Source organism: Endozoicomonas sp. 8E (assembly GCF_032883915.1).
Lineage (GTDB): Bacteria > Pseudomonadota > Gammaproteobacteria > Pseudomonadales > Endozoicomonadaceae > Endozoicomonas_A.
In genome coordinates this window covers 1,220,583-1,243,780 of sequence record NZ_CP120717.1, presented here as the reverse complement: position 1 = coordinate 1,243,780, position 23,198 = coordinate 1,220,583, and the positions used below count along the sequence as shown (strand labels likewise).

Annotated in this window: 4 protein-coding genes; all 4 read left to right on the top strand. The window is 49.7% G+C overall.

Annotated elements, in window-relative coordinates; all coding sequences use genetic code 11:
• Position 1 precedes the first annotated feature (1 nt).
• The 4 genes from P6910_RS04385 (at position 2) to P6910_RS04370 (ending at position 23,086) form a co-directional block, all read left to right on the top strand.
• Positions 2–241 carry a hypothetical protein gene (locus P6910_RS04385; RefSeq protein ID WP_317145068.1) on the top strand — a complete coding sequence of 80 codons (240 nt, stop codon included), beginning with the start codon at positions 2–4 and terminating at the stop codon, positions 239–241.
• Positions 198–7,748 (top strand): AAA family ATPase, encoded by a 7,551-nt coding sequence (locus tag P6910_RS04380; protein WP_317145067.1) that lies wholly within the window; start codon positions 198–200, stop codon positions 7,746–7,748. Before P6910_RS04385 ends, P6910_RS04380 begins: the two co-directional genes overlap by 44 nt.
• Positions 7,749–7,913: 165 nt before the next feature.
• A complete protein-coding gene (locus P6910_RS04375) occupies positions 7,914–15,425 on the top strand; it encodes an AAA family ATPase (protein WP_317145066.1) in 7,512 nt (2,503 codons plus the stop codon).
• Positions 15,426–15,583: 158 nt separating this feature from the next.
• Entirely contained in the window at positions 15,584–23,086 is a 7,503-nt protein-coding gene (locus P6910_RS04370; RefSeq protein WP_317145065.1) for an AAA family ATPase, read from the top strand.
• Positions 23,087–23,198: the final 112 nt, after the last annotated feature.

Genomic DNA, 23,198 nt, shown 5'->3' with positions numbered 1-23,198 from the left:
CATGGGAACGAGTTGTTGGAGTTTTGCGACACCCTCAGAGCGTGGGAACGAGTTGTTGGGCTTTTGCGACACCCTCGATTGGGCGAGGGTTTACGACGATTTTGCTAAATATCCGAATGAAACTTTCGTCCATTTCGAAGGTCATATCATGAAAGATTTTAAATACAGTCCTTCAGATGTCAGGGGTGAGATTGACTATGGATGCTCGAATTCATGGGAAAATGACCAAACCGGTTCTTGAGAGTCAAGAGCCTGATAGTCGTGTAACAGCCAAGAGAGCAAAGCAGGATTTGGCGTCGAAAGAAACGAGTGTAGGAATCTGCTCCGAGATAGACTCCAAACTGAAGATATCAACATCTCCGGAGACACTGCCTGACAGAGCAAGAACTGTATCCTTAACGGACTCCTCGCTCCCAAAGTCCCCTCATGCCTTCGATTTCCGTTTTGTCACCGGTGATGATGAGGTTCGACAGCTTTTAATTGCCCAGACCTGTGATGAAGGTCGGGATGTCACTCTGATTTCCCATCCCGATGACCTCTTGCAGGCTAATCTGGTGAGCCGGTTGAGCATGTCCGTTGATGGTCGCCACACTCTGCGCTCAGGCAAGCTCTTTGAAAGTTCACAGCCATTGACTCTGGTAATCGATATCCGAAAGCTCAGCGGCGAAGAACTGCCCAAATTTAACGATCTGCTGGACCCGGATAAACCCTGTCTATACGACAACGTCAGCCAGAAAAAACGTCCTCTGGGCGAGCATGTTACTCTGCTGGTCCTGGCAGATCGCGCACAGTTGTCATGGGCTGGCAGGCGCGGCGACGCACCGGGGGCCGACGCACCGGGGGCTGATTTCTGGCGGCGAATTAATCGCCCGGGCAATACCTGGCAGTTCAACGAAAAGACCGGCAATGCCTCATCAATGGATATCAAAGAGGTTCAGTTATTGGCTGAACTTCCCTCTGCCGAAAGTGCTATGGATGACGAAAATACCCTTCTTATTAACTGCCACCTGCACAGCAGCTGGCGGCAGTTGTTGCTGGGCGGCCCCGGAGTGGATCAACAAGGGCGCATCCGACACAACCCCGGCAAGCTTGAGTCATTGAAGGCCGGACAACGAGTGATTCTGAAAGGGGCCGACTGGCAGGATCTGGCCTTTGAACAAACGCTTCGACAGATGCTGGCGCAACAGTGCTTTGAGAGCAACGGGAAGATCTGTCCATTACCCGACGATGTTCAGTTTTATCAGATGCCGCTAGGAAATAACGAGCTTCATACACTGTTCCAAAGTCTGTCTCGCTCTGACAATAAAGAAGATGACAAAGAACTTGATAAAGAGCAGGCACCAGGAAACCCGATCATCCTTAATCAGAGTAATATCAGGGAGTGGCTGAGCCCGATTGCCATTGCCCCGGAAGGCTACGCAGTCCCTAATACCTGTCTTTTGGAACAAATTCGGGCAGGTGGTGTCGTCACCCTGACGTCCCCCCTCACTGAGGCACTCTGGTTTCTTTTGCTGGGTTCACTGCAGACGATTCGGGAGACAACCGGCCTGACGCCACGACTTCAGGTGGCTCATCCGGGACAGCAGCCAGAAGCCCTGGGATTGACAGAAAGCGATGAACACCCAATCAAAGATCACGCCACCTTTAATGCCGTCACTTATCAGCAACATGCCCAGACAAGTCATTGGATAAATAATCAGCAGGAAGCCCCTTTGGTCATTCAGGTCACCGAACAGACCGGCTTCAGCCAGCTATTTGATAATATCCATATCACCTCGGAACAACAGGCGCATTTTGGACGACGTCCGAGTAAATTGCAGGCGGCATTAACCGCTGGCAAACCGGTTGTATTCCGGGGACTCGAGCGTAACCCAAGGCTTCAGCAGCTTCTGGAGCCCCTGGTTATTGGGCAGCCTCTGTTGGTGAACGGTCAATTACAAGCCTACCCAAAGGCTCATGTCACCCTACTCTGGCCTGAGTCTGTGAAAAGCCCGTCTTCAGTCTTTTATTCAATGGTCGCCTCAGGTAACCCGTGTCCTGAGGTCGATCTCTGGAATATCAATGCCATCAGGCATGAAATCCAGCGGACTGAGCTGCCTGAACAAGCGCTTAATAAACTTTACCGGGCGTTTAAAACCGTCCCTGCCGACCTTTGTAAGCCTCTGCCTGAAATGACCGAAGGGTTGTTGAATAACCTGATACTGGCTGCCCGTCGGGCACAACAGGTTGACCAGTCCCCAACGCTTTTGCCCCGCCACTGGCGCAGGGCCATCAATAGCGTCATCACCCATGGCGTCAGGCAGAATCCGCTCGTCAGGGACTTTATGAAAGTGGCTTGCTGGCACTTGTTACCAGATAAGACGCCGGATGCTCATAAAAAACCGCACAAGGATCAAACCATCCTGGTAGACCCGGAGCAGTTAACGGCCATCATCAACAGTGCCCCGCGCTTGGATAGAGCGTTTTTGGAGCAGAACCTGTGGCCACTGGCCAGAGCCACTGACCCGACAATATTCAAGGGCACTAAATCTAAAGGATTACTACTGTCCTATGAAAATCCACTTTCAAGGTGGGGTAAAAAAGAAGCTCTGGACAAACTCTGCGCCCTGATCGTGGCCCATGGGCCTGAAGAGCATCGACAGGCAATGGCTTATCAGTTGGCAGTGGATCCACAGGCAGCGAAGCAATATCTACCCTTAGCCATCAGGCCATCAAGACAGATTAAACGTTTGCAAGATGCACTGGTTTCTGGCTGGCAGTTACGTTTGCCATCAGGGCAGACGCGATCCGATACCATTCAGGCTCTGGCCAGCGATTGTTTTCATAGGGCCAGAACAGCGAATTCTGAGGCAGAACGCCTTGAACTCATTGAACATCGACTGGCTGAATCACTTAAATGGACGGGCTCCACTGATACGCCCCTGTCAGCACTGGCCCGGGATCTTTATCACGGCGAGATAAGTCAAAAGGATCGTGAAAGTCGTCGATTGTCCCGACTCCATGACCGGCTTAAGGACTCTCCTGTTATATTCCTGCAGGGAGAAACCGGCACCGGGAAAAGTTACTTTTCTGCAAAAATGGCCAAGGCTTCCGGACAAGCTTCTGTCATTTCCCTTGGACCATCCGACAGCGAACAGACCCTGATGAAACGCTGGCAGTGGCAACAACACGCCGATGGCGACCGCTCTATGGTGCAGCAAAACCGGGCGTTGATGGAATGGGCCAAGACCCAATCCGACAAAGACGAAGGCTATGTTGGAGGAAACTATATAACCCTGGTTCTGGATGAAGCCAATCTGGCCAAAGCCGGATTGCTGGCATCATTGAACGACTTATGGGAACCACAACCCTGCATCTATGTGAATGGTCATCCTGTCAAGGTCAGCCCAAAACACCGGGTGATTCTCACCGGCAACCCGGATCATTACGCCGGGCGCCAAATGGACCCGGCCCTGAAAGAGAAACTGCCCAGGGCTTACTATCCACGCCTGGATCAGGCTTTCCTTCGAGACAGAGTAGTGGAACCGGCTTTACTCAATCAGTTGCAACGGCATCAAATAAACGACATTGCACACAGTGCCAGCAAGAGTGTGATGGCACTGTGGCAATATTACCAGGAGCTGTTGCCCGAGCATGAGTTTACCCCCAGGGATTTAACCGATATCTGCAGCTGGGTGGGCTGGTATCTGGATCGTGCGTTATCCAAAGGAGACAGTGCCAGCTGTGAGCAAGTGAACAGTTTGATCCAACAAAGTTTCCGGGATGTGTTGGGCCCCGAAATCAGCGAGACTCATCAGGATGCCCTTTCGGCACTGGAAATCTGGTTCGCTGCCCGCTACCACCCGGACAACACCCTGCGCGACAAAGTTCATAACCACACCCTGCCGGATATTCAGCGGGACTTCGAAGCATTAACCCAAGAATTCCGACCTGAGTTTGATACCTCCGGATCGGCAGTCATTGAGCTGGTGCAACGGCTGGGACAGGATTTAAACCGCTGTCAGCAGGCTTATCATCGCAAGATAAAACACGGCGGCCGTCAGGCGACGCTGATTCAAGGACCGGCGGGACGGGGCAAGGATGTCACTCTCAACCTGCTGATTGAAAGCGTCAAACGGCAAGCTAAACAACAGCAAGAATCCATGCCGGAAGTCTTTCTCCTGAATGCCTGTGATTGTTCCTGGGAGAAACTGTGTGAAAAGATCCAGACGGCAAGAATCCAGGGCGCCATCGTGGTGATTTCGGAAATGAATCTGATCGATAGCCAGCATCTGGAAGGTGAGTTAAACGATATTCTGGCCGGTGAGGCCGATCCGGGTTTCCACCTGTTTGCCACCATCAACCCGCCTGAGTACAGCGGGCGAAAACCTTTATCACCGGCACTGAAAGGGCGTTTTCGACATTTGCCCGTCCGCCAGTATAACCCGGCCGAATTACAGACCATTGCTGAGAAAGTGTTGCCACAGAACCCGAAGGTTAAAACCGTGGCTGAAAAGCTGACTCAGCTGCATTGTCGACTAAGGGCTTACCTGCAACGCAAGAATCTGTCGTTGCAGCCCACCAGCCTTGATTTACAGAATGTCGCCAGGGCTGTCATCAGAGGGGGCGATGTTACCGAAAACGGCCTTCATCAATGCTTCCATCAACACTACCGGCTTTACCTGATGGCCGCCAATCTATCGCTGCCGGAACTGCCCCTGTTGTCGCCACCTGCCATGGGTAAAAGTCAGCTTGAGTCTCAACTTTGCGAATGGTTCAACCAAACAGTATCAGGCATTGATCGTCCGTGGTTGATACGGCGCAGTGATCGCAACGCTATTGATAAAAAACACCATGAAATTCGTTTTAAGGCTTGTCCGACTGCAGAGGAAGCCAAAACGGAAATCATCAAAGGGGTGGCTCAGGCCAGATGGCAGGCATCCGGTCTTTCCCTGAAGCCGGACGAGTCGGACGATATTCTCATCGCGGCACTCTACCGGCACTGGCAGCAACGCTGGTTTACTGGTGATTTTGGTCGGACGGGCGTGGACGCTAACAGCGTATTTCCCCTGACGGAAGAACAGCAACAAACGCTGACAATGTTAATTAACCAGCCCTATCTTGAGGCGGCTGATCAGCTTATAAAGACGTGGAAAGCCAGTGAAGTCCAATGGTGGCCAGCGTTCTGGCATCAGATCAGTGATCTGCCGAACCATCTGGTAGGCGATTTTATCAAGGAAGCACCCGCTATTCGCGTTGATAAAGCGTCTGAACAAGTTAACAAAGCGTTGACTATTAGCGGTGATAAAACGCCTGAGAAGTACATTCCCGAAGCCCACGAGGAACAGGCTCCGGCACTGGACCGGACAACGAACTATGAGAACGAGGAGAAGCCTCAATGTGAACATCATATAATTTTTGACTTACCGAACCATTTCCCCGGGATTTATCGATGGTGGGCAATGGATATTTGTGTGTCTGCTCAGGGCGATATCAAAAGGATCAGTATTAATGATCAATACATTCAGGGCGCCGAAGTCCTTATACCGGCCCGGTTACCAGAGCGTGATCAGCCAGTAACATTAGCCAGAAACCAGACACTAGCAACCGTTGAGATGCAATCAAACAATGGTCGATATGCCTTACCCAGCCTGACGCCTGACGACTATATCGTGGCCCTGCGCCTAGAACCCGAATTGCGATTTGCTCTGGTCAGGGACCGATATACCGGGCTTCACACGCTGTCTGTCCCAGAGGCCGTGGTCAACCAGAACATTCAATTTGCTTATGTCACAGAACACCGGGAACCGGGCAAAAAAACATCTGCTGAAGAAGCCCGATCAGAAGAGTCAGAACGTTTTGACGCCCGCTGTTCAGAAGGTATGGAACAAGTGCTGAAGGAAGTTCTGACCCACATTAATCAACAACCATCCAAAGTACAGATGCCTTTGCAGAGGATAAAAAACGCCACAAAAACGACGCAACGCATTGAGGCGATCAGGGACTATTGTCTGGAGTTTTCCGGTGATGCGATACCGGAAGAGAATAAAAATTTCTTTCAATTCCTCGTAACAGAACGGCAAGGTAGCTGTCGTCATCGTGTGCCTGTTTTTATTGCTTTTTGTCGTTATTTCGGGATTCCATGCCGGGAAATGTCTAATCGTATCCACGACTTTGCAGAGTGTTCCCTGGATGGAGGCCAAACCTGGATGTCAGTGGATTTGGGCGGGTCTCCTGTCAAGGCAACAAAAATCCAGTCTGGCTTTCAGCCCAAAAGAAGGGTCAGTGCTTCAGGCACTGAGTTAAAGAAGACCAGGGATCTCCTGAATGGACTCCTGAAAGGTGCTGATTCAGCACAACAGCAAACCCTGGCTGAAGCCTGTGGCATGAGTCTTGAGGAACTGAACAAAACCCTTGGGACAGACTGTAAATTGCCAGAAACCCATCCAGGCACTGTCGAAATGTTAAAGAACCTCTGGGGGAAAAAAGGTTTAACCGGTTTTTCCATGGGTGTCTCCATATTTGAGTCACTGGAGACAAAAGCATTGAGCTTCGGTGAGAGGCAATTGATTGGTACTGTCTATGACGACAGGGGACAGGAATATAAACCGATGTCGGAGGCAGTCCAAAAAATCTTGTCCAACAGCGATAAAGATCAGGTCACTGAACAACTCAGGTTATTGCACTCAAGAGCGGTTGTTCAGGGTGGAGCAAACCCTCTGGAGTGGTTGAGTTCAATAGTGCATATTCTGCAAAACAGTAACCTGACCAAACCTTCGGTTATTGACTTTACCCGGGAAGCCCTCTCACTGGGTTGGCTGGATCCGCTGCCGACCTATGCAGGCCACATTATAGAGGCCCATGAGCACCATCAGCTACTGGTGCTTCTGCACAGTGTTGGTGAACTGAAGGTTAAAGCCAGCCACTGCCTGAAAAAGTGGTATAAGCAATTTTTGTCCAGAGGAAACAATAGCCAGATATGGCGGATGCCTTATAAAAGCTTCCTGGCGATAAATGCTAAACCCTTTTTTGTCACTCATTGCCATGATGGTTTCTCGCCCTCCCTGGAAAAGAACATTCTCAGCTTATCCATACAGAAAGCCTGGTCGGACGAACCCGAGGGCATTCCGAATATAGAACGAATGCTGGCGCAGCACCCCGCATTTCCGAAGTTAATGTCGGGCAAGACGAACCACCGTCCGGTAATTATCTTGGGGAAACCTGACTGGGACTGGTGCTTGACAGTGACGGATAAAGAGGTCGAAGCCCTGTTACAAGGAATCGCTGAGAAACGCTCAGACTTGAAGCATTCATTGCAAAAAATCAATCAACAGAAGGCAATGAACAAACAATACGAATCCAATTCAGAGCCCTTAAGGCTATCTCTTGATGAGCAAATTCTTGTGAATGATTTAAAAAACAAAAACAGAGCAGCTCTTCAGCAGGCCTTTAGTCATTATCTTTATGGAGTGACAAACTCGAAAGGCGGAAGCCTGACGTATTGCTGGGGTAATGCTCGCATTTATGGATACTCAGAGGAAAACAACTACGGCGCTCATGACCCATCCTCACCAGAAGAGCTCCATGCCATGATGACTGTCATTGAAAGCTCTTGCGAGTTTCAGAAATCTCTTCAGGCTGACTGCTTGCGGCAGGCATGTTACGCCAGTCATGCGCTGGTGCTCAAATCCGATGAGCTGACAACCATTGCCAGAGAGTTTTTGAGCAGCGTGAATTTGAATTCGCTTTATGAGTCATTGGATAGGTGATCATAGTTTGGTCATGGTGATTTTTTCGAGGTCCGTGGCTTCACTCCCTCAGTGGCAACGAATAATGGAACTTTAACCCTATTCCAAAGTCCAATCATTAAACAATTAAGTTCAATGCAGTCCTTCAAATAGCAGTAGGGAGAGAGATTGACTATGGACGGTCGGATGGATGGGAAAATAAAGAGGCCTGTTTTTAAGAGTGCAGAGCCTGATGGCAGCATGCCAGCCAAAAAAGCAAAACAGGATTCACCTTCAATAGCAGAGGTCTGTGACGTAACAGCCCAACTCCGTCTATCGTCACCTGCCATTGCTTTGCCTGAAATTGCGAGAACGGTATCCTCAACAAATTCCCCACTCCAGAAGGCCGCTCATGCCTTCGATTTTCGTTTTGTCGCCAGTGATGATGAGGTTCGACAACTTTTAATTGACCAGACCTGCGATGAAAATCGCGATGTCACCCTTATTTCCCACCCCGATGAGCTCTCACAGGCTAACCTGGTGAGCTGCTTGAGCATTTCCGGCGAGGGTCGCCACACTTTGCGCTCAGGCAAGCTCTTTGAAGGTTCACAGCCATTGACCCTGGTGATGGATATCCGAAAACTCACCAGCGAGGATCTGCCAAAATTTAACGATCTGCTGGACCCGGATAACCCCTGCCTGTATGACAAAGTCAGCCGGAAGAAACGTCCCCTGGGAAAGCATGTTTCTTTGCTGGTTCTGGCAACCCCTGAACAATTGACGTCGGTTGGCCAGCATGACGAAGCACCGGGCGCTGATTTCTGGCGGCGAATCAATCGACCGGGCAATACCTGGCAGTTCGACACAAAAACCGGCAGCGACCCATGGATGGACAGCGACGAGCATCCTCCGCTATTGCCTGAATTGCCCCCTGCCGAAAGTGCTATCGAAAGTGCTATGGATGACGACAATACCCTTCTTATCGACTGCCACTTGCACAGTCACTGGCGACAGTTGCTACTGGGCGGTCCTGGCGTGAATCAACAGGGGCAAATCCAGCACATCCCCGGCAGACTTGAGTCTCTGCGAGCCGGACAACGAGTGATTCTGAAAGGAGCCAACTGGCAGGACCTGGCCTTTGAACAGACGATTCGTCAGATGCTGGCGCAACAATGCTTTGAGAGCAACGGGAAGATCTGTCAGTTACCCGACAATGTTCAGTTTTATCGGACGCCGGTAGGGAAGGACGAGCTTTATTCACTGTTCCAAAGTCTGTCCTGCTCTGATAATGCATCAGGAAATCCGATCATCATCAACCAGAGTAATATCGGCGATTGGCTGAACCCGATTGCCATTGCCCCGGAAGGCTATGCAGTCCCTAATACCTCTCTGTTGGAACAGATTCAGGCAGGTGATACGGTCACCGTAACCTCTCCACTCACTGAAGTTCTCTGGTTTCGTTTGCTGGGTTCTTTGCAGACTATTCGCGAGACCACAGGCCTGAAGCCGCGACTTCAGGTGGCTCATTCAATCAAGCAGCCAAAAGCCCTGGGATTGACAAAAAAAGATGAGCACTCACTGTCCAGACTACAAGAAAAAATTAGTCATCACGCCACCTCTAATACCGTCAATACCGTCACTTATCAACAACCTGCTGAGGCAAGTGATTGGCTCAATCATCAAAAGGAAGCTCCTTTGGTCATTCAGGTCAATGGGCAGACCCGTTGCAGCCAGTTGTTTGATAATATCCGTATCACCTCGGAACAAAAGGCCTATTTTGGGCGTCACCAAAGTGAATTGCAGGAGGCATTAATCGTTGGCACGCCGGTTGTCTTTCGGGGGCTGGAAAGCAATCCAACACTTCAGCAACAGTTGGAATCCCTGTTTGTTGGACAAACTCTGCTGGTCAATGGCCAATTACAGGAGTACCCAAAGGCTCATATCACAACTCTCTGGCCTGAGTCTGCACAAAGCCCATCTCCCATATTTCGTTCCATGGTTGCCACGGGCAGTCCGTGTCCTGAAGTCGATCTTTGGGCTATCAATGCCTCCAAACATGGTATCCCCCGGACTGAGCTGCCAGAACAAGCACTTGATGAACTTTACGAAGCCTTTGAAACCGTACCTGACGACCTTTGTAACCCCCTGCCTGTAATGACCGAAGGGCTGTTAAATAACCTGATACTGGCTGCCCGGCGGGCACAGCAGGTTGACCGGTCTCCACAGCTCCTGCCTCGCCACTGGCGCAAAGCCATCGATAGCGTCATCACCCATGGTGTCAGACAGAATCCGTCAGTGCGTGATTTTGTGAAAGTTACTTGCTGGCACTTGTTACCAGATAAGATGCCGGATAAGGATCAAGCCCCCTGGATCGATCCGGATCGGTTAAACGCCATCATCAATAGCTCCCAGCGGTTGGATAGAACATTTTTGCAGCAGAACCTGTGGCAACTGGCCAGAGCCTTTGACCCGGCATTCTTTTACGACGAGCAATTTGAAGGACTACAACTGTCTTATAAAAGACCATTTCCAGAATATCTTGAAAAAGAAGCCCTGAACAGGCTCTGCAACATGATCCTGGCCCATACGCCTGAAGAACAACGACCTGCAATGGCGTATCAGTTGGAAGTCACACAGTCGAAAGTCAGGCCGCATCATCCGTTAACCATAAGGCCAACAAGACAGATTAAACGTTTACAGGATGCACTGATGTCTGGCTGGCGGCTATCTTTGCCGTTAACTATGCCACCGGGGCAGACCCGATCCGATGTCATTCACTCTCTGGCCAGCGATTGTTTTCATATTGCCGAAACAGCGAATTCTGACACAGCAGGTATTGAGCGCATAGAACATCGACTCTCTGAATCACTGGAATGGCAAGGTTCCTCTGATATGCCCCTGTCAGCACTGGCCCGGGATCTTTATCACGGCGAGATGAATCAGCAGGATCGTGAAAGCCGTCGATTATCCCGACTCCATGAACGCTTTGCGGACTCTCCTGTCCTATTCCTGCAGGGGGAAACCGGCACCGGGAAAAGTTATTTTTCCGCCAGGATGGCAGAGGCTTCCGGACAGGCTTCGGTGATATCCCTTGGACCTTCTGATAGCGAACAAACCCTGATGAAACGCTGGCAGTGGCAACAACATGCCGACGGCGACCGTTCCATGAAGCAGCAAAACCGGGCGCTGATGGAATGGGCCAGTACCCCTTCCGACAATGTTGGAGGAAAATATATCACCCTGATTCTGGATGAAGCCAACCTGGCCAGAGCCGGATTGCTGGCGTCACTGAATGGCTTATGGGAGCCGCAACCCTGCATCTATGTGAATGGTCATCCTGTCAGGGTCAGCCCAAAACACCGGGTAATTCTCACCGGCAATCCCGATCACTACTCCGGGCGCCAGATGGACCCGGTCCTGAAAGAGAAACTGCCCAGGGCTTACTATCCACGCCTGGATGAGGCTTTCCTTCGGGACAGAGTGGTAGAACCAGCTCTACTCAATCACTTACAACGGCATCAAATAAACGACATTGCACACATTGCCACCAAGAGTGTGATGGCACTTTGGCAATATTACCAGGAGCTGTTGCCCGAGCATGAGTTTACCCCCAGGGATTTAACCGACATCTGCAGTTGGGTGGGCTGGTATCTTGATCGTGCGCGGCCCGCAGTTGGCAGTGTGACTCCTGAGCAAATCAACAGTTTGATCCAGCAAAGTTTCCGGGATCTACTGGGTCCCGAAATCAGCGAGAATCAACAGGATGCCCTCTTGGCATTGGAAATCTGGTTTGCAGCCCGTTACCACCCGGACAACACCCTGCGCGACAGAGTTCATAACCACACCCTGCCCGATATGCTGCAGGACTTCAGAACATTGACCAAAGAAATACGACCTGAGTTTGATACCTCCGGATCGGCAGTCATTGAGCTGGTTCAAGGGCTGGGACAGGATTTAAGCCGCGCTCAGCAAGCTTATCATCTCGACATAAAACACGGCGGCCGTCAGGCAACGCTGATTGAAGGTCCGGCCGGGCGGGGTAAAGATGCCACGCTGAACCTGATGATTGAAAGCGTCAGACAGGAGGCCAGGCAACGGGGAGAATCCATGCCGGAGGTCTTCCCCCTGAATGCCTGTGACTGTTCTTGGGACAGACTGTGTGAGGCTATCCAGAAAGCAAAAGCAGAGGGCGGCATCGTAGTTATTTCGGAAATGAATCTGATCGACAGCCAGCACCTGGAAGGTGAGTTGAACGATATTCTGGCCGGTGACGCCCATCCGGGTTTCCACCTGTTTGCTACCGTCAACCCGCCTGAATACAGCGGGCGAAAACCCTTGTCACCGGCGCTGAAAGGACGTTTCCGACATTTGCCGATCCGGCAATATAACCAGAAAGAATTGCAGGCCATTGCCGAAAAAGTGTTGCCTCAGACACCGCAGGGGAAAATCGCGGCTAAACAGCTGACTGATACACATTGTCGTTTAAGGGCTTACCTGCAACGGAAAAACCTGCCGTTGCAGCCCACCAGCCTTGATTTACAGAATGTCGCCAGAGCTGTAGACAGAGGGGGTAAATTTACCGAAAACGCACTTCATCAATGCCTCAATCAGCACTACCGGCTTTATCTGATGGCAGCCAAAATATCGTTGCAGAAACTGCCAAAGTCATCCGGTTCCGCCATGGGCGGGGGAGGACTTGCTGTTAAACTGAGCCATTGGTTCAACAAAACGTTACCGGACATTGGTCGTCCCTGGTTGATACGAAGCAGTGATAGCAACAGCATTGATGTAAAAAACCATGAAATCTGTTTTAAGGATGATCTGAGTGAAGAGGACGCCAAAACAGAAATCATCAAAAGGTTCGCTCAGGCCCAATGGCAGGCATCCGGACTTTCCCTGAAGCCGGATGAGTCCGACGATATTCTCACCCGCGCACTTTATCGACACTGGCAGAAAAGCTGGTTTGATCGAGAGTTTGGCAAGAAAGGCGTGGATGCCAACAGCGTATTCTCCATGACGAAAGAAGAGGAGCAGGCGCTGAAAACGCCGGCTTCCCTGCCTTATCTTCAGGAGGCCGATAAGCGGATAAGGTTATGGAACGCCAAGGCAGTTCAATGGTGGCCAGCGTTCTGGCATGAGATAAGTAATCTGCCGAACCATTCGCTGGACGAATTTATTAAGGAAGCATCAGCTGATAGTGCTTTTGAACAATACGATCCGGAAGTCGAAGAGAAAAAGACCAGGGCATTGGACCAGATAACGAACTACGAGGCTCTGGCGGGGCCAAAACTTGAGGATTATAAAGTTTTTAAAACGGAGAAACTTCCTTCCCAGATGTATCGACTTAGAGTACAGGATATATTTGTGACGGCTGGGGGCAATATCAAGAGGATCGATATTGGTGATAAGTATCTTCAGGGGATGGAACTGCTCACACCTGAGCTGTTACCAGAGCATGACCAACCGGTGACATTAGCTAAAAATCAAACCCTGGCAACCTTTGAGATGCAATTAAAGTACGGTCAATGTGCATTGCCAAGCCTGACGCCTGACGACTATATCGTGGCCTTGCGCATAGAACCTGATGTGCCATACACCCTGGTCAGGGATCGATATACCGGGCTGCACAAACTGTTTATTGCCGGGGACAGAGCCAACCAGAGTATAAAGATTGCTTATGTCGTAGAATCCAGGGAACCGGGCATAAAAGTCCAACCAGCAGGTTTTGACACCCGCTGTTCAAAAGGGATGAAAGCCGTACTGGACAAACTGTTTGAAAACATCGAGCAGCAGCCAACGGAAATACAGGTGCCTTTGCTGAAAATCATAAAGGCTGAAAACAGGTCGCAACGCATTGAGGCGATCAAGGACTATTGCAAACAGTTTTCCGGTAAAACCAAACCAGAGAGAGACGAAAATTTCTTTCACTTTCTGGTAACACAGCGGCAAGGTTACTGTAAACATCGTACACCTGTTTTTGTCGCTTTTTGTCGTTATTTTGGGATTCCATGTCGGAGCATTACAAACTTTATCCACAGCTTTGCTGAGTATTCCGAAGATGGGGGCCAAACCTGGAAGTCAGCAAATTTGGGCGGGGGGCCTGCACGGGTAACAGAAATAAAATCTGAATTCCAGCCCATCAGCAGGGGCATTGATTTTAATACTCAGTCAAACAAGATTAAGAAACTCCTGAAGAGTCTTCTGAAAGAAGCTGATTTAACACAACAGCAAGCTCTGTCTAAAGCCATTGGCATCAACCTTGAAGCACTGAACAAAGCCATTGAGACATTCGGGGCATTGGCAAACAAAGATCTACATCCTTTCAACATTGTAAAGAACCTTTGGAAAGAGAAAGATTTAGCCAGTTTTTCCATGGGCGTCTCAGTTATAACGTCGCTAAAGACAGAGGCAAAAAAGTATAACATGGGGAAATTGGTCGGTGCTGGGGACTATGGCGACTCCCCTGACCGCGATACGATGTCAGAGGCAGTCGTGCAAATATTGTCCAACAGCGATGAAGATCAGGTCACCAAACAACTTAAGTTACTCCATCCAATAATGATTAATCATACCAATGCAAACCATCTCGAATGGTTGTGTTCAATGGTAAAAATACTGAAAAACAGTCACTTGGCCAAACCATCGGTTATTCACTTTGCCCGTGAGGCTCTGGCATCGGGTTGGCTGGACCCAGTGCCGGTTTATGATAACGGGATTATGGGAGCCGATGAACATTATCAGTTATTAATGCGCCTGAGAGACATCGATGAACTGAAGGCTCAAGCCACTAATTGCCTGAAAAAGTGGTATCGGACTGTGTTGTCCGGGGAAAAAATCAGCCAGAGATGGCAGTTAAGATATGAGCTTTTCATGAGGGAAGAAAATAGTGCCCTGTTGGTCACTCATTCTCATGGTGGGTTTTCGCGATTCCTTGAAGATAAAATTGCCCGCTCAATCGTGGACTACAACTGGACAGACGTACCTGAGGGAGTTCCGAATATAGAACGAATGTTGCTGCAAGAACCTGCATTTATGCAGTTAACCTCGGTCAACGCAAACCACCGTCCGGTGATTACCCTGGGGCGGCCTTCGTGGGGAGTCACAGTCTTCAATAAAAAACACAGAGCCCTGATGGAAGTAAAAGCAGAGAATAGCCCGGACTTGAAGCGGTTATGGGAACAATACAAGCAATATGAGGCGATGGAAAAACAACTCCGGGACGCTCTGAAGGCATTGGATGAGCAATGCCTGACTCAAGAAGAACGTAAGCAAAAAAAGCATGATATCGAAAGCAAGCACCAGCCCATTATAAAGTCCCTTAAGTTGTCACCCAGGGACAATTGGTCTTTCTGTGATTTACATATGAAATGCTGCCAGGCAATTGAGCAGGCCTTCAGTCATTACCTGTATGGAGTGACACACTCGAAAGGTGGTCGTTTAACACATTGTTGGGGCAAAATTTCCATACATGCTAACCATCATAGGGACTATGGCGCTCATGATCCATCTTCACCCCATGAACTGCATGCAATGATGTCTAGAATCATAGGCCCTATAGGTCCTGATAGTTTTGAGAAATCTATTGAGAATTCTTACTTACGGCAGGCACTCGATGCCAGTAACGCTCTGGTGCTCAAATCCGACGAGCTGACAACCATTGCCGAAGAGTTTTTGAACACTGTGAATTTGAACTCGCTGTGTGAATCATTGGATACGTGATAAACGATTGGTCATGATGAGTTTTTCGAGATCGGTGACATCCCTCAATGGCAACGAATAATTCTCCAAATGGAACTTTAATCCTATTCCAAAGTCCAATCATTAAACAATTAAGTTCAATGCAGTCCTTCAAATAGCAGTAGGGAGAGAGATTGACTATGGATGGTCGGATTGATGGGAAAATAAAGAGGCCTTTTTTTAAGAGTGCAGAGCCTGATGGCGGCATGCCAGCCAAAAAAGCAAGACAGGATACACCTTCAATAGCAGAGGTCTGTGACGTAACAGCCCAACTCCGTCTATCGTCACCTGCCATTGCTTTGCCTGAAATTGCGAGAACGGTATCCTCAACAAATTCCCCACTCCAGAAGGCCGCTCATGCCTTTGATTTTCGTTTTGTCGCCAGTGATGATGAGGTTCGACAACTTTTAATTGACCAGACCTGCGATGAAAATCGCGATGTCACCCTTATTTCCCACCCCGATGAGCTCTCACAGGCTAACCTGGTGAGCTGCTTGAGCATTTCCGGCGAGGGTCGCCACACTTTGCGCTCAGGCAAGCTCTTTGAAGGTTCACAGCCATTGACCCTGGTGATGGATATCCGAAAACTCACCAGCGAGGATCTGCCAAAATTTAACGATCTGCTGGACCCGGATAACCCCTGCCTGTATGACAAAGTCAGCCGGAAGAAACGTCCCCTGGGAAAGCATGTTTCTTTGCTGGTTCTGGCAACCCCTGAACAATTGACGTCGGTTGGCCAGCATGACGAAGCACCGGGCGCTGATTTCTGGCGGCGAATCAATCGACCGGGCAATACCTGGCAGTTCGACACAAAAACCGGCAGCGACCCATGGATGGACAGCGACGAGCATCCTCCGCTATTGCCTGAATTGCCCCCTGCCGAAAGTGCTATCGAAAGTGCTATGGATGACGACAATACCCTTCTTATCGACTGCCACTTGCACAGTCACTGGCGACAGTTGCTACTGGGCGGTCCTGGCGTGAATCAACAGGGGCAAATCCAGCACATCCCCGGCAGACTTGAGTCTCTGCGAGCCGGACAACGAGTGATTCTGAAAGGAGCCAACTGGCAGGACCTGGCCTTTGAACAGACGATTCGTCAGATGCTGGCGCAACAATGCTTTGAGAGCAACGGGAAGATCTGTCAGTTACCCGACAATGTTCAGTTTTATCAGACGCCGGTAGGGAAGGACGAGCTTTATTCACTGTTCCAAAGTCTGTCCTGCTCTGGTGATGCACCAGGAAATCCGATCATCATCAACCAGAGTAATATCGGCGATTGGCTGAACCCGATTGCCATTGCCCCGGAAGGCTATGCAGTCCCTAATACCTCTCTGTTGGAACAGATTCAGGCAGGTGATACGGTCACCGTAACCTCTCCACTCACTGAAGTTCTCTGGTTTCGTTTGCTGGGTTCGTTGCAGACTATTCGCGAGACCACAGGCCTGGAGCCGCGACTCCAGGTGGCTCACGCAAAAAAGCAGCCAAACGCCCTGAAATTGACAAAAAAAGATGAGCACTCACTGTCCAGACTACAAGAAAAAATTAGTCATCACGCCACCCTTAATACCATCAATACCGTCACTTATCAGCAACCTGCTGAGGCAAGTGATTGGCTCAATCATCAAAAGGAAGCTCCTTTGGTCATTCAGGTCAATGGGCAGACCCGTTGCAGCCAGTTGTTTGATAATATCCGTATCACCTCGGAACAAAAGGCCTATTTTGGGCGTCACCAAAGTGAATTGCAGGAGGCATTAATCGTTGGCACGCCGGTTGTCTTTCGGGGACTGGAAAGCAATCCAACACTTCAGCAACAGTTGGAATCCCTGTTTGTTGGACAAACTCTGCTGGTCAATGGCCAATTACAGGAGTACCCAAAGGCTCATATCACAACTCTCTGGCCTGAGTCTGCACAAAGCCCATCTCCCATATTTCGTTCGATGGTTGCCACGGGCAGTCCGTGTCCTGAAGTCGATCTTTGGGCTATCAATGCCTCCAAACATGGTATCCACTGGATTGAGCTGCCAGAACGAGCAATTGATGAACTTTACGAAGCCTTTGAAACCGTACCTGACGACCTTTGCAACCCCCTGCCTGAAATGACCGAAGGGCTGTTAAATAACCTGATACTGGCTGCCCGGCGGGCACAGCAGGTTGACCGGTCTCCACGGCTCCTGCCTCGCCATTGGCGCAAAGCCATCGATAGCGTCATCACCCATGGTGTCAGACAGAATCCGTCAGTGCGTGATTTTGTCAAGGTGGCCTGCTGGCACTTGTTACCAGATAAGATGCCGGATAAGGATAGAGCTCCCTGGATCGATCTGGACCGGTTAAATGCCATCATCAATAGCTCCCAGCGCCTAGATAGAACATTTTTGCAGCAGAACCTGTGGCAACTGGCCAGAGCCTTTGACCCGGCATTCTTTTACGACGAGCAATTTGAAGGACTACAACTGTCCTATAAAAGACCATTTCCAGAATATCTTGAAAAAGAAGCCCTGAACAGGCTCTGCAACATGATCCTGGCCCATACGCCTGAAGAACAACGACCTGCAATGGCGTATCAGTTGGAAGTCACACAGTCGAAAGTCAGGCCGCATCATCCGTTAACCATAAGACCAACACGACAGATTAAACGTTTACAGGATGCACTGATGTCTGGCTGGCAGTTGTATGTGCCACCGGGACAGACCCGATCCGATGTCATTCTCTCCCTGGCCAGCGATTGTTTTCATAGTGCCAAAACAGCGAATTCTGAGGCAGCAGGTATTGAGCGCATAGAACATCGACTGTCTGAATTACTGGAATGGCAGGGTTCCACTGATAAGCCCCTGTCAGCACTGGCCCGGGACCTTTATCACGGCGAGATGAATCAGCAGGATCGTGAAAGCCGTCGATTATCCCGACTCCATGAACGCTTTGCGGACTCTCCCGTCCTATTCCTGCAGGGGGAAACCGGCACCGGGAAAAGCTACTTTTCGGCCAAAATGGCCAAGGCTTCCGGACAGGCTGCGGTCATTTCCCTTGGACCTTCTGACAGTGAACAGACACTGATGAAACGCTGGCAGTGGCAACAACATGCCGATGGCGACCGCTTTATGAAGCAGCAAAACCGGGCGCTGATGGAATGGGCCAGTACCCCTTCCGACAATGTTGGAGGAAAATATATCACCCTGATTCTGGATGAAGCCAACCTGGCCAGAGCCGGATTGCTGGCGTCACTGAATGGCTTATGGGAGCCGCAACCCTGCATCTATGTGAATGGTCATCCTGTCAGGGTCAGCCCAAAACACCGGGTAATTCTCACCGGCAATCCCGATCACTACTCCGGGCGCCAGATGGACCCGGCCCTGAAAGAGAAACTGCCCAGGGCTTACTATCCACGCCTGGATGAGGCTTTCCTTCGGGACAGAGTGGTGGAACCAGCTCTACTCAATCACTTACAACGGCATCAAATAAACGACATTGCACACATTGCCACCAAGAGTGTGATGGCACTTTGGCAATATTACCAGGAGCTGTTGCCCAAGCATGAGTTTACTCCCAGGGATTTAACCGATATCTGCAGTTGGGTGAGCTGGTATCTGGATCGTGCGCGGCCCGCAGTTGGCAGTGTGACTCCTGAGCAAATCAATAGTTTGATCCAGCAAAGTTTCCGGGATCTACTGGGTCCCGAAATCAGCGAGAATCAACAGGATGCCCTCTTGGCACTGGAAATCTGGTTTGCAGCCCGTTACCACCCGGACAACACCCTGCGCGACAAAGTCCATAACCACACCCTGCCCGATATGCTGCTGGACTTCAGAACATTGACCAAAGAAATACGACCTGAGTTTGATACCTCCGGATCGGCAGTCATTGAGCTGGTTCAAGGGCTGGGACAGGATTTAAGCCGCGCTCAGCAAGCTTATCATCTCGACATAAAACACGGCGGCCGTCAGGCAACGCTGATTGAAGGCCCGGCCGGGCGGGGTAAAGATGCCACGCTGAACCTGGTGATTGAAAGCGTCAGACAGGAGGCTGAGCGACGGGGAGAATCCATGCCGAAAGTCTATTACCTGAATGCCTGTGATTGTTCCTGGGACAAGGTGTGTGAAGCGATCCAGAAGGCAAAAATTAAGGGTGGCATCGTGGTGATTTCAGAAATGAATCTGATCGACAGCCAGCACCTGGAAGGTGAGTTAAACGATATTCTGGCCGGTGACGCCCATCCGGGTTTCCACCTGTTTGCTACCGTCAACCCGCCTGAATACAGCGGGCGAAAACCCTTGTCACCGGCGCTGAAAGGACGTTTCCGACATTTGCCGATCCGGCAATATAACCAGAAAGAATTGCAGGCCATTGCCGAAAAAGTGTTGCCTCAGACACCGCAGGGGAAAATCGCGGCTAAACAGCTGACTGATACACATTGTCGTTTAAGGGCTTACCTGCAACGGAAAAACCTGCCGTTGCAGCCCACCAGCCTTGATTTACAGAATGTCGCCAGAGCTGTAGACAGAGGGGGTAAATTTACCGAAAACGCACTTCATCAATGCCTCAATCAGCACTACCGGCTTTATCTGATGGCAGCCAAAATATCGTTGCAGAAACTGCCAAAGTCATCCGGTTCCGCCATGGGCGGGGGAGGACTTGCTGTTAAACTGAGCCATTGGTTCAACAAAACGTTACCGGACATTGGTCGTCCCTGGTTGATACGAAGCAGTGATAGCAACAGCATTGATGTAAAAAACCATGAAATCTGTTTTAAGGATGATCTGAGTGAAGAGGACGCCAAAACAGAAATCATCAAAAGGGTCGCTCAGACCCAATGGCAGGCATCCGGACTTTCCCTGAGGCCGGATGAGTCGGACAATGTTCTCACCCGGGCACTGTACCGACACTGGCAGAAAAGCTGGTTTGATCGTGAGTTTGGCCAGACAGGCGTGGACGCCAACAGCGTATTCTCCATGACGAAAGAAGAGGAGCAGGCACTGACAACGCCGGCTTCCCTGCCTTATCTTCAGGAGGCCGATAAGCGGATAAGCTTATGGAACGCCAAGGCAGTTCAATGGTGGCCAGCGTTCTGGCATGAGATAAGTAATCTGCCGAACCATTCGCTGGACGAATTTATTAAGGAAGCATCAGCTGATAGTGCTTTTGAACAATACGATCCGGAAGTCGAAGAGAAAAAGACCAGGGCATTGGACCAGATAACGAACTACGAGGCTCTGGCGGGGCCAAAACTTGAGGATTATAAAGTTTTTAAAACGGAGAAACTTCCTTCCCAGATGTATCGACTTGGAGTACAGGATATATTTGTGACGGCTGGGGGCAATATCAAGAGGATCGATATTGGTGATAAGTATCTTCAGGGGATGGAACTGCTCACACCTGAGCTGTTACCAGAGCATGACCAACCAGTGACATTAGCTAAAAATCAAACCCTGGCAACCTTTGAGATGCAATTAAAGTACGGTCAATGTGCATTGCCAAGCCTGACGGCTGATGACTATATCGTGGCCTTGCGCATAGAACCTGATGTGCCATACACCCTGGTCAGGGATCGATATACCGGGCTGCACAAACTGTTTATTGCCGGGGACAGAGCCAACCAGAGTATAAAGATTGCTTATGTCGTAGAATCCAGGGAACCGGGCATAAAAGTCCAACCAGCAGGTTTTGACACCCGCTGTTCAAAAGGGATGAAAGCCGTACTGGACAAACTGTTTGAAAACATCGAGCAGCAGCCAACGGAAATACAGGTGCCTTTGCTGAAAATCATAAAGGCTGAAAACAGGTCGCAACGCATTGAGGCGATCAAGGACTATTGCAAACAGTTTTCCGGTAAAACCAAACCAGAGAGAGACGAAAATTTCTTTCACTTTCTGGTAACACAGCGGCAAGGTTACTGTAAACATCGTACACCTGTTTTTGTCGCTTTTTGTCGTTATTTTGGGATTCCATGTCGGAGCATTACAAACTTTATCCACAGCTTTGCTGAGTATTCCGAAGATGGGGGCCAAACCTGGAAGTCAGCAAATTTGGGCGGGGGGCCTGCACGGGTAACAGAAATAAAATCTGAATTCCAGCCCATCAGGAGGGGAATTGGTTTTAATACTCAGTCAAACAAGATTAAGAAACTCCTGAAGAGTCTTCTGAAAGAAGCTGATTCAACACAACAGCAAGCTCTGTCTAAAGCCATTGGCATCAACCTTGAAGCACTGAACAAAGCCGTTGAGACATCCGGAGCATTGGCAGACAAAGATCCAGGTCCTTTCGACATTCTAAAGAACCTTTGGAAAGAAAAAGATTTAGCCAGTTTTTCCATGGGCGTCTCACTTATCAGGTCGCTGAAGACAGAGGCATCTCGGTATAACATGAGGAGATTGGCCGGTGCCAGGGACTATGGCGACTCCCCTGACCGCAAGACGATGTCAGAGGCAGTCGTGCAAATATTGTCCAACGGCGATGAAGATCAGGTCACTAAACAACTCAAGTTGCTCCACCCAATAATGATTAATCATGCCAAAGCAAGCCCTCATCATTGGTTGTATTCAATGGTAAAAATACTGACAAACAGTCACTTGGCCAAACCATCGGTTATTCACTTTGCCCGTGAGGCCCTGGCATCGGGTTGGCTGGACCCACTGCCGATTTATGATAGCAGTATTATTGAAGCCGATGAACATTATCAGTTGTTAATGCGCCTGAGAGACATCGACGAACTGAAGGTTCAAGCCACTGATTGCCTGAAAAAGTGGTATCAGACTGTATTGTCCGGGGAAAAAATCAGCCAGAGCTGGCAGTCCACTTATGAGTTTTTCCTGAAGGAAGAAAATAATGCCCTGTTCGTCACTCATTGTCATGGTGGGTTTTCGCGATTCCTTGAAGATAAAATTGCCCGCTCAATCCTGGACTACACCTGGACGAACGAACCTGAGGGAGTTCCGAATGTAGAACGAATGTTGCTGCAAGAACCTGCATTTATGCAGTTAACCTCGGTCAACGCAAACCACCGTCCGGTGATTACCCTGGGGCGGCCTTCGTGGGTAGACACAGTCATCTGTGAAAAACGCACAGCCCTGATTGAACTAAAAGCAGAGAATAGCCCGGACTTGAAGCGGCCATTGAAACAATACAAGCAATATGAGGCGATGAAACAGCAACTCCGGGACGCTCTGAAGGCATTGGATGAGCAATGCCAGACTCAAGAAGAACGTAAGCAAAAAAAACATGATCTCAAAAGCAAGTACCAGCCCATTCTAGAGTCCCTTGAGTTGTCGTATGAGGATCTTAAGCCTTTAAATGATTTAAATAAAAAATGCTGGCATGCGATTGAGCAGGCCTTCAGTCATTACCTGTACGGAGTGACACACTCGAAAGGTGGTCGTTTAACGTATTGTTGGGGCAATACTTCCATACTACGTAACAGAGATGATGAATATGGCGCTCATGATCCATCATCACCCCTTGAACTGCTTGCAATGATGTCTAAAATCCCCAGGTCTGTCTGGTTTGAGAGATCTGTTGAGAATTCTTACTTACGGCAGGCCCTCAATGCCAGTAACGCCCTGGTGCTCAGTTCCTACGAGCTGACAACCATTGCCAATGAGTTTTTGAACACTGTGAATTTGAATTCGCTGTGTGAATCATTGGATACGTGATAAACGTTTGTTTTCGAGACCGTTGACTTCCCACAATGGCAACGGACCAGTATCCAAATTGAACTTTCCCGGCCTCTGAAAGTCTCATTATCAAAGAGTTTCAATTCAGTCC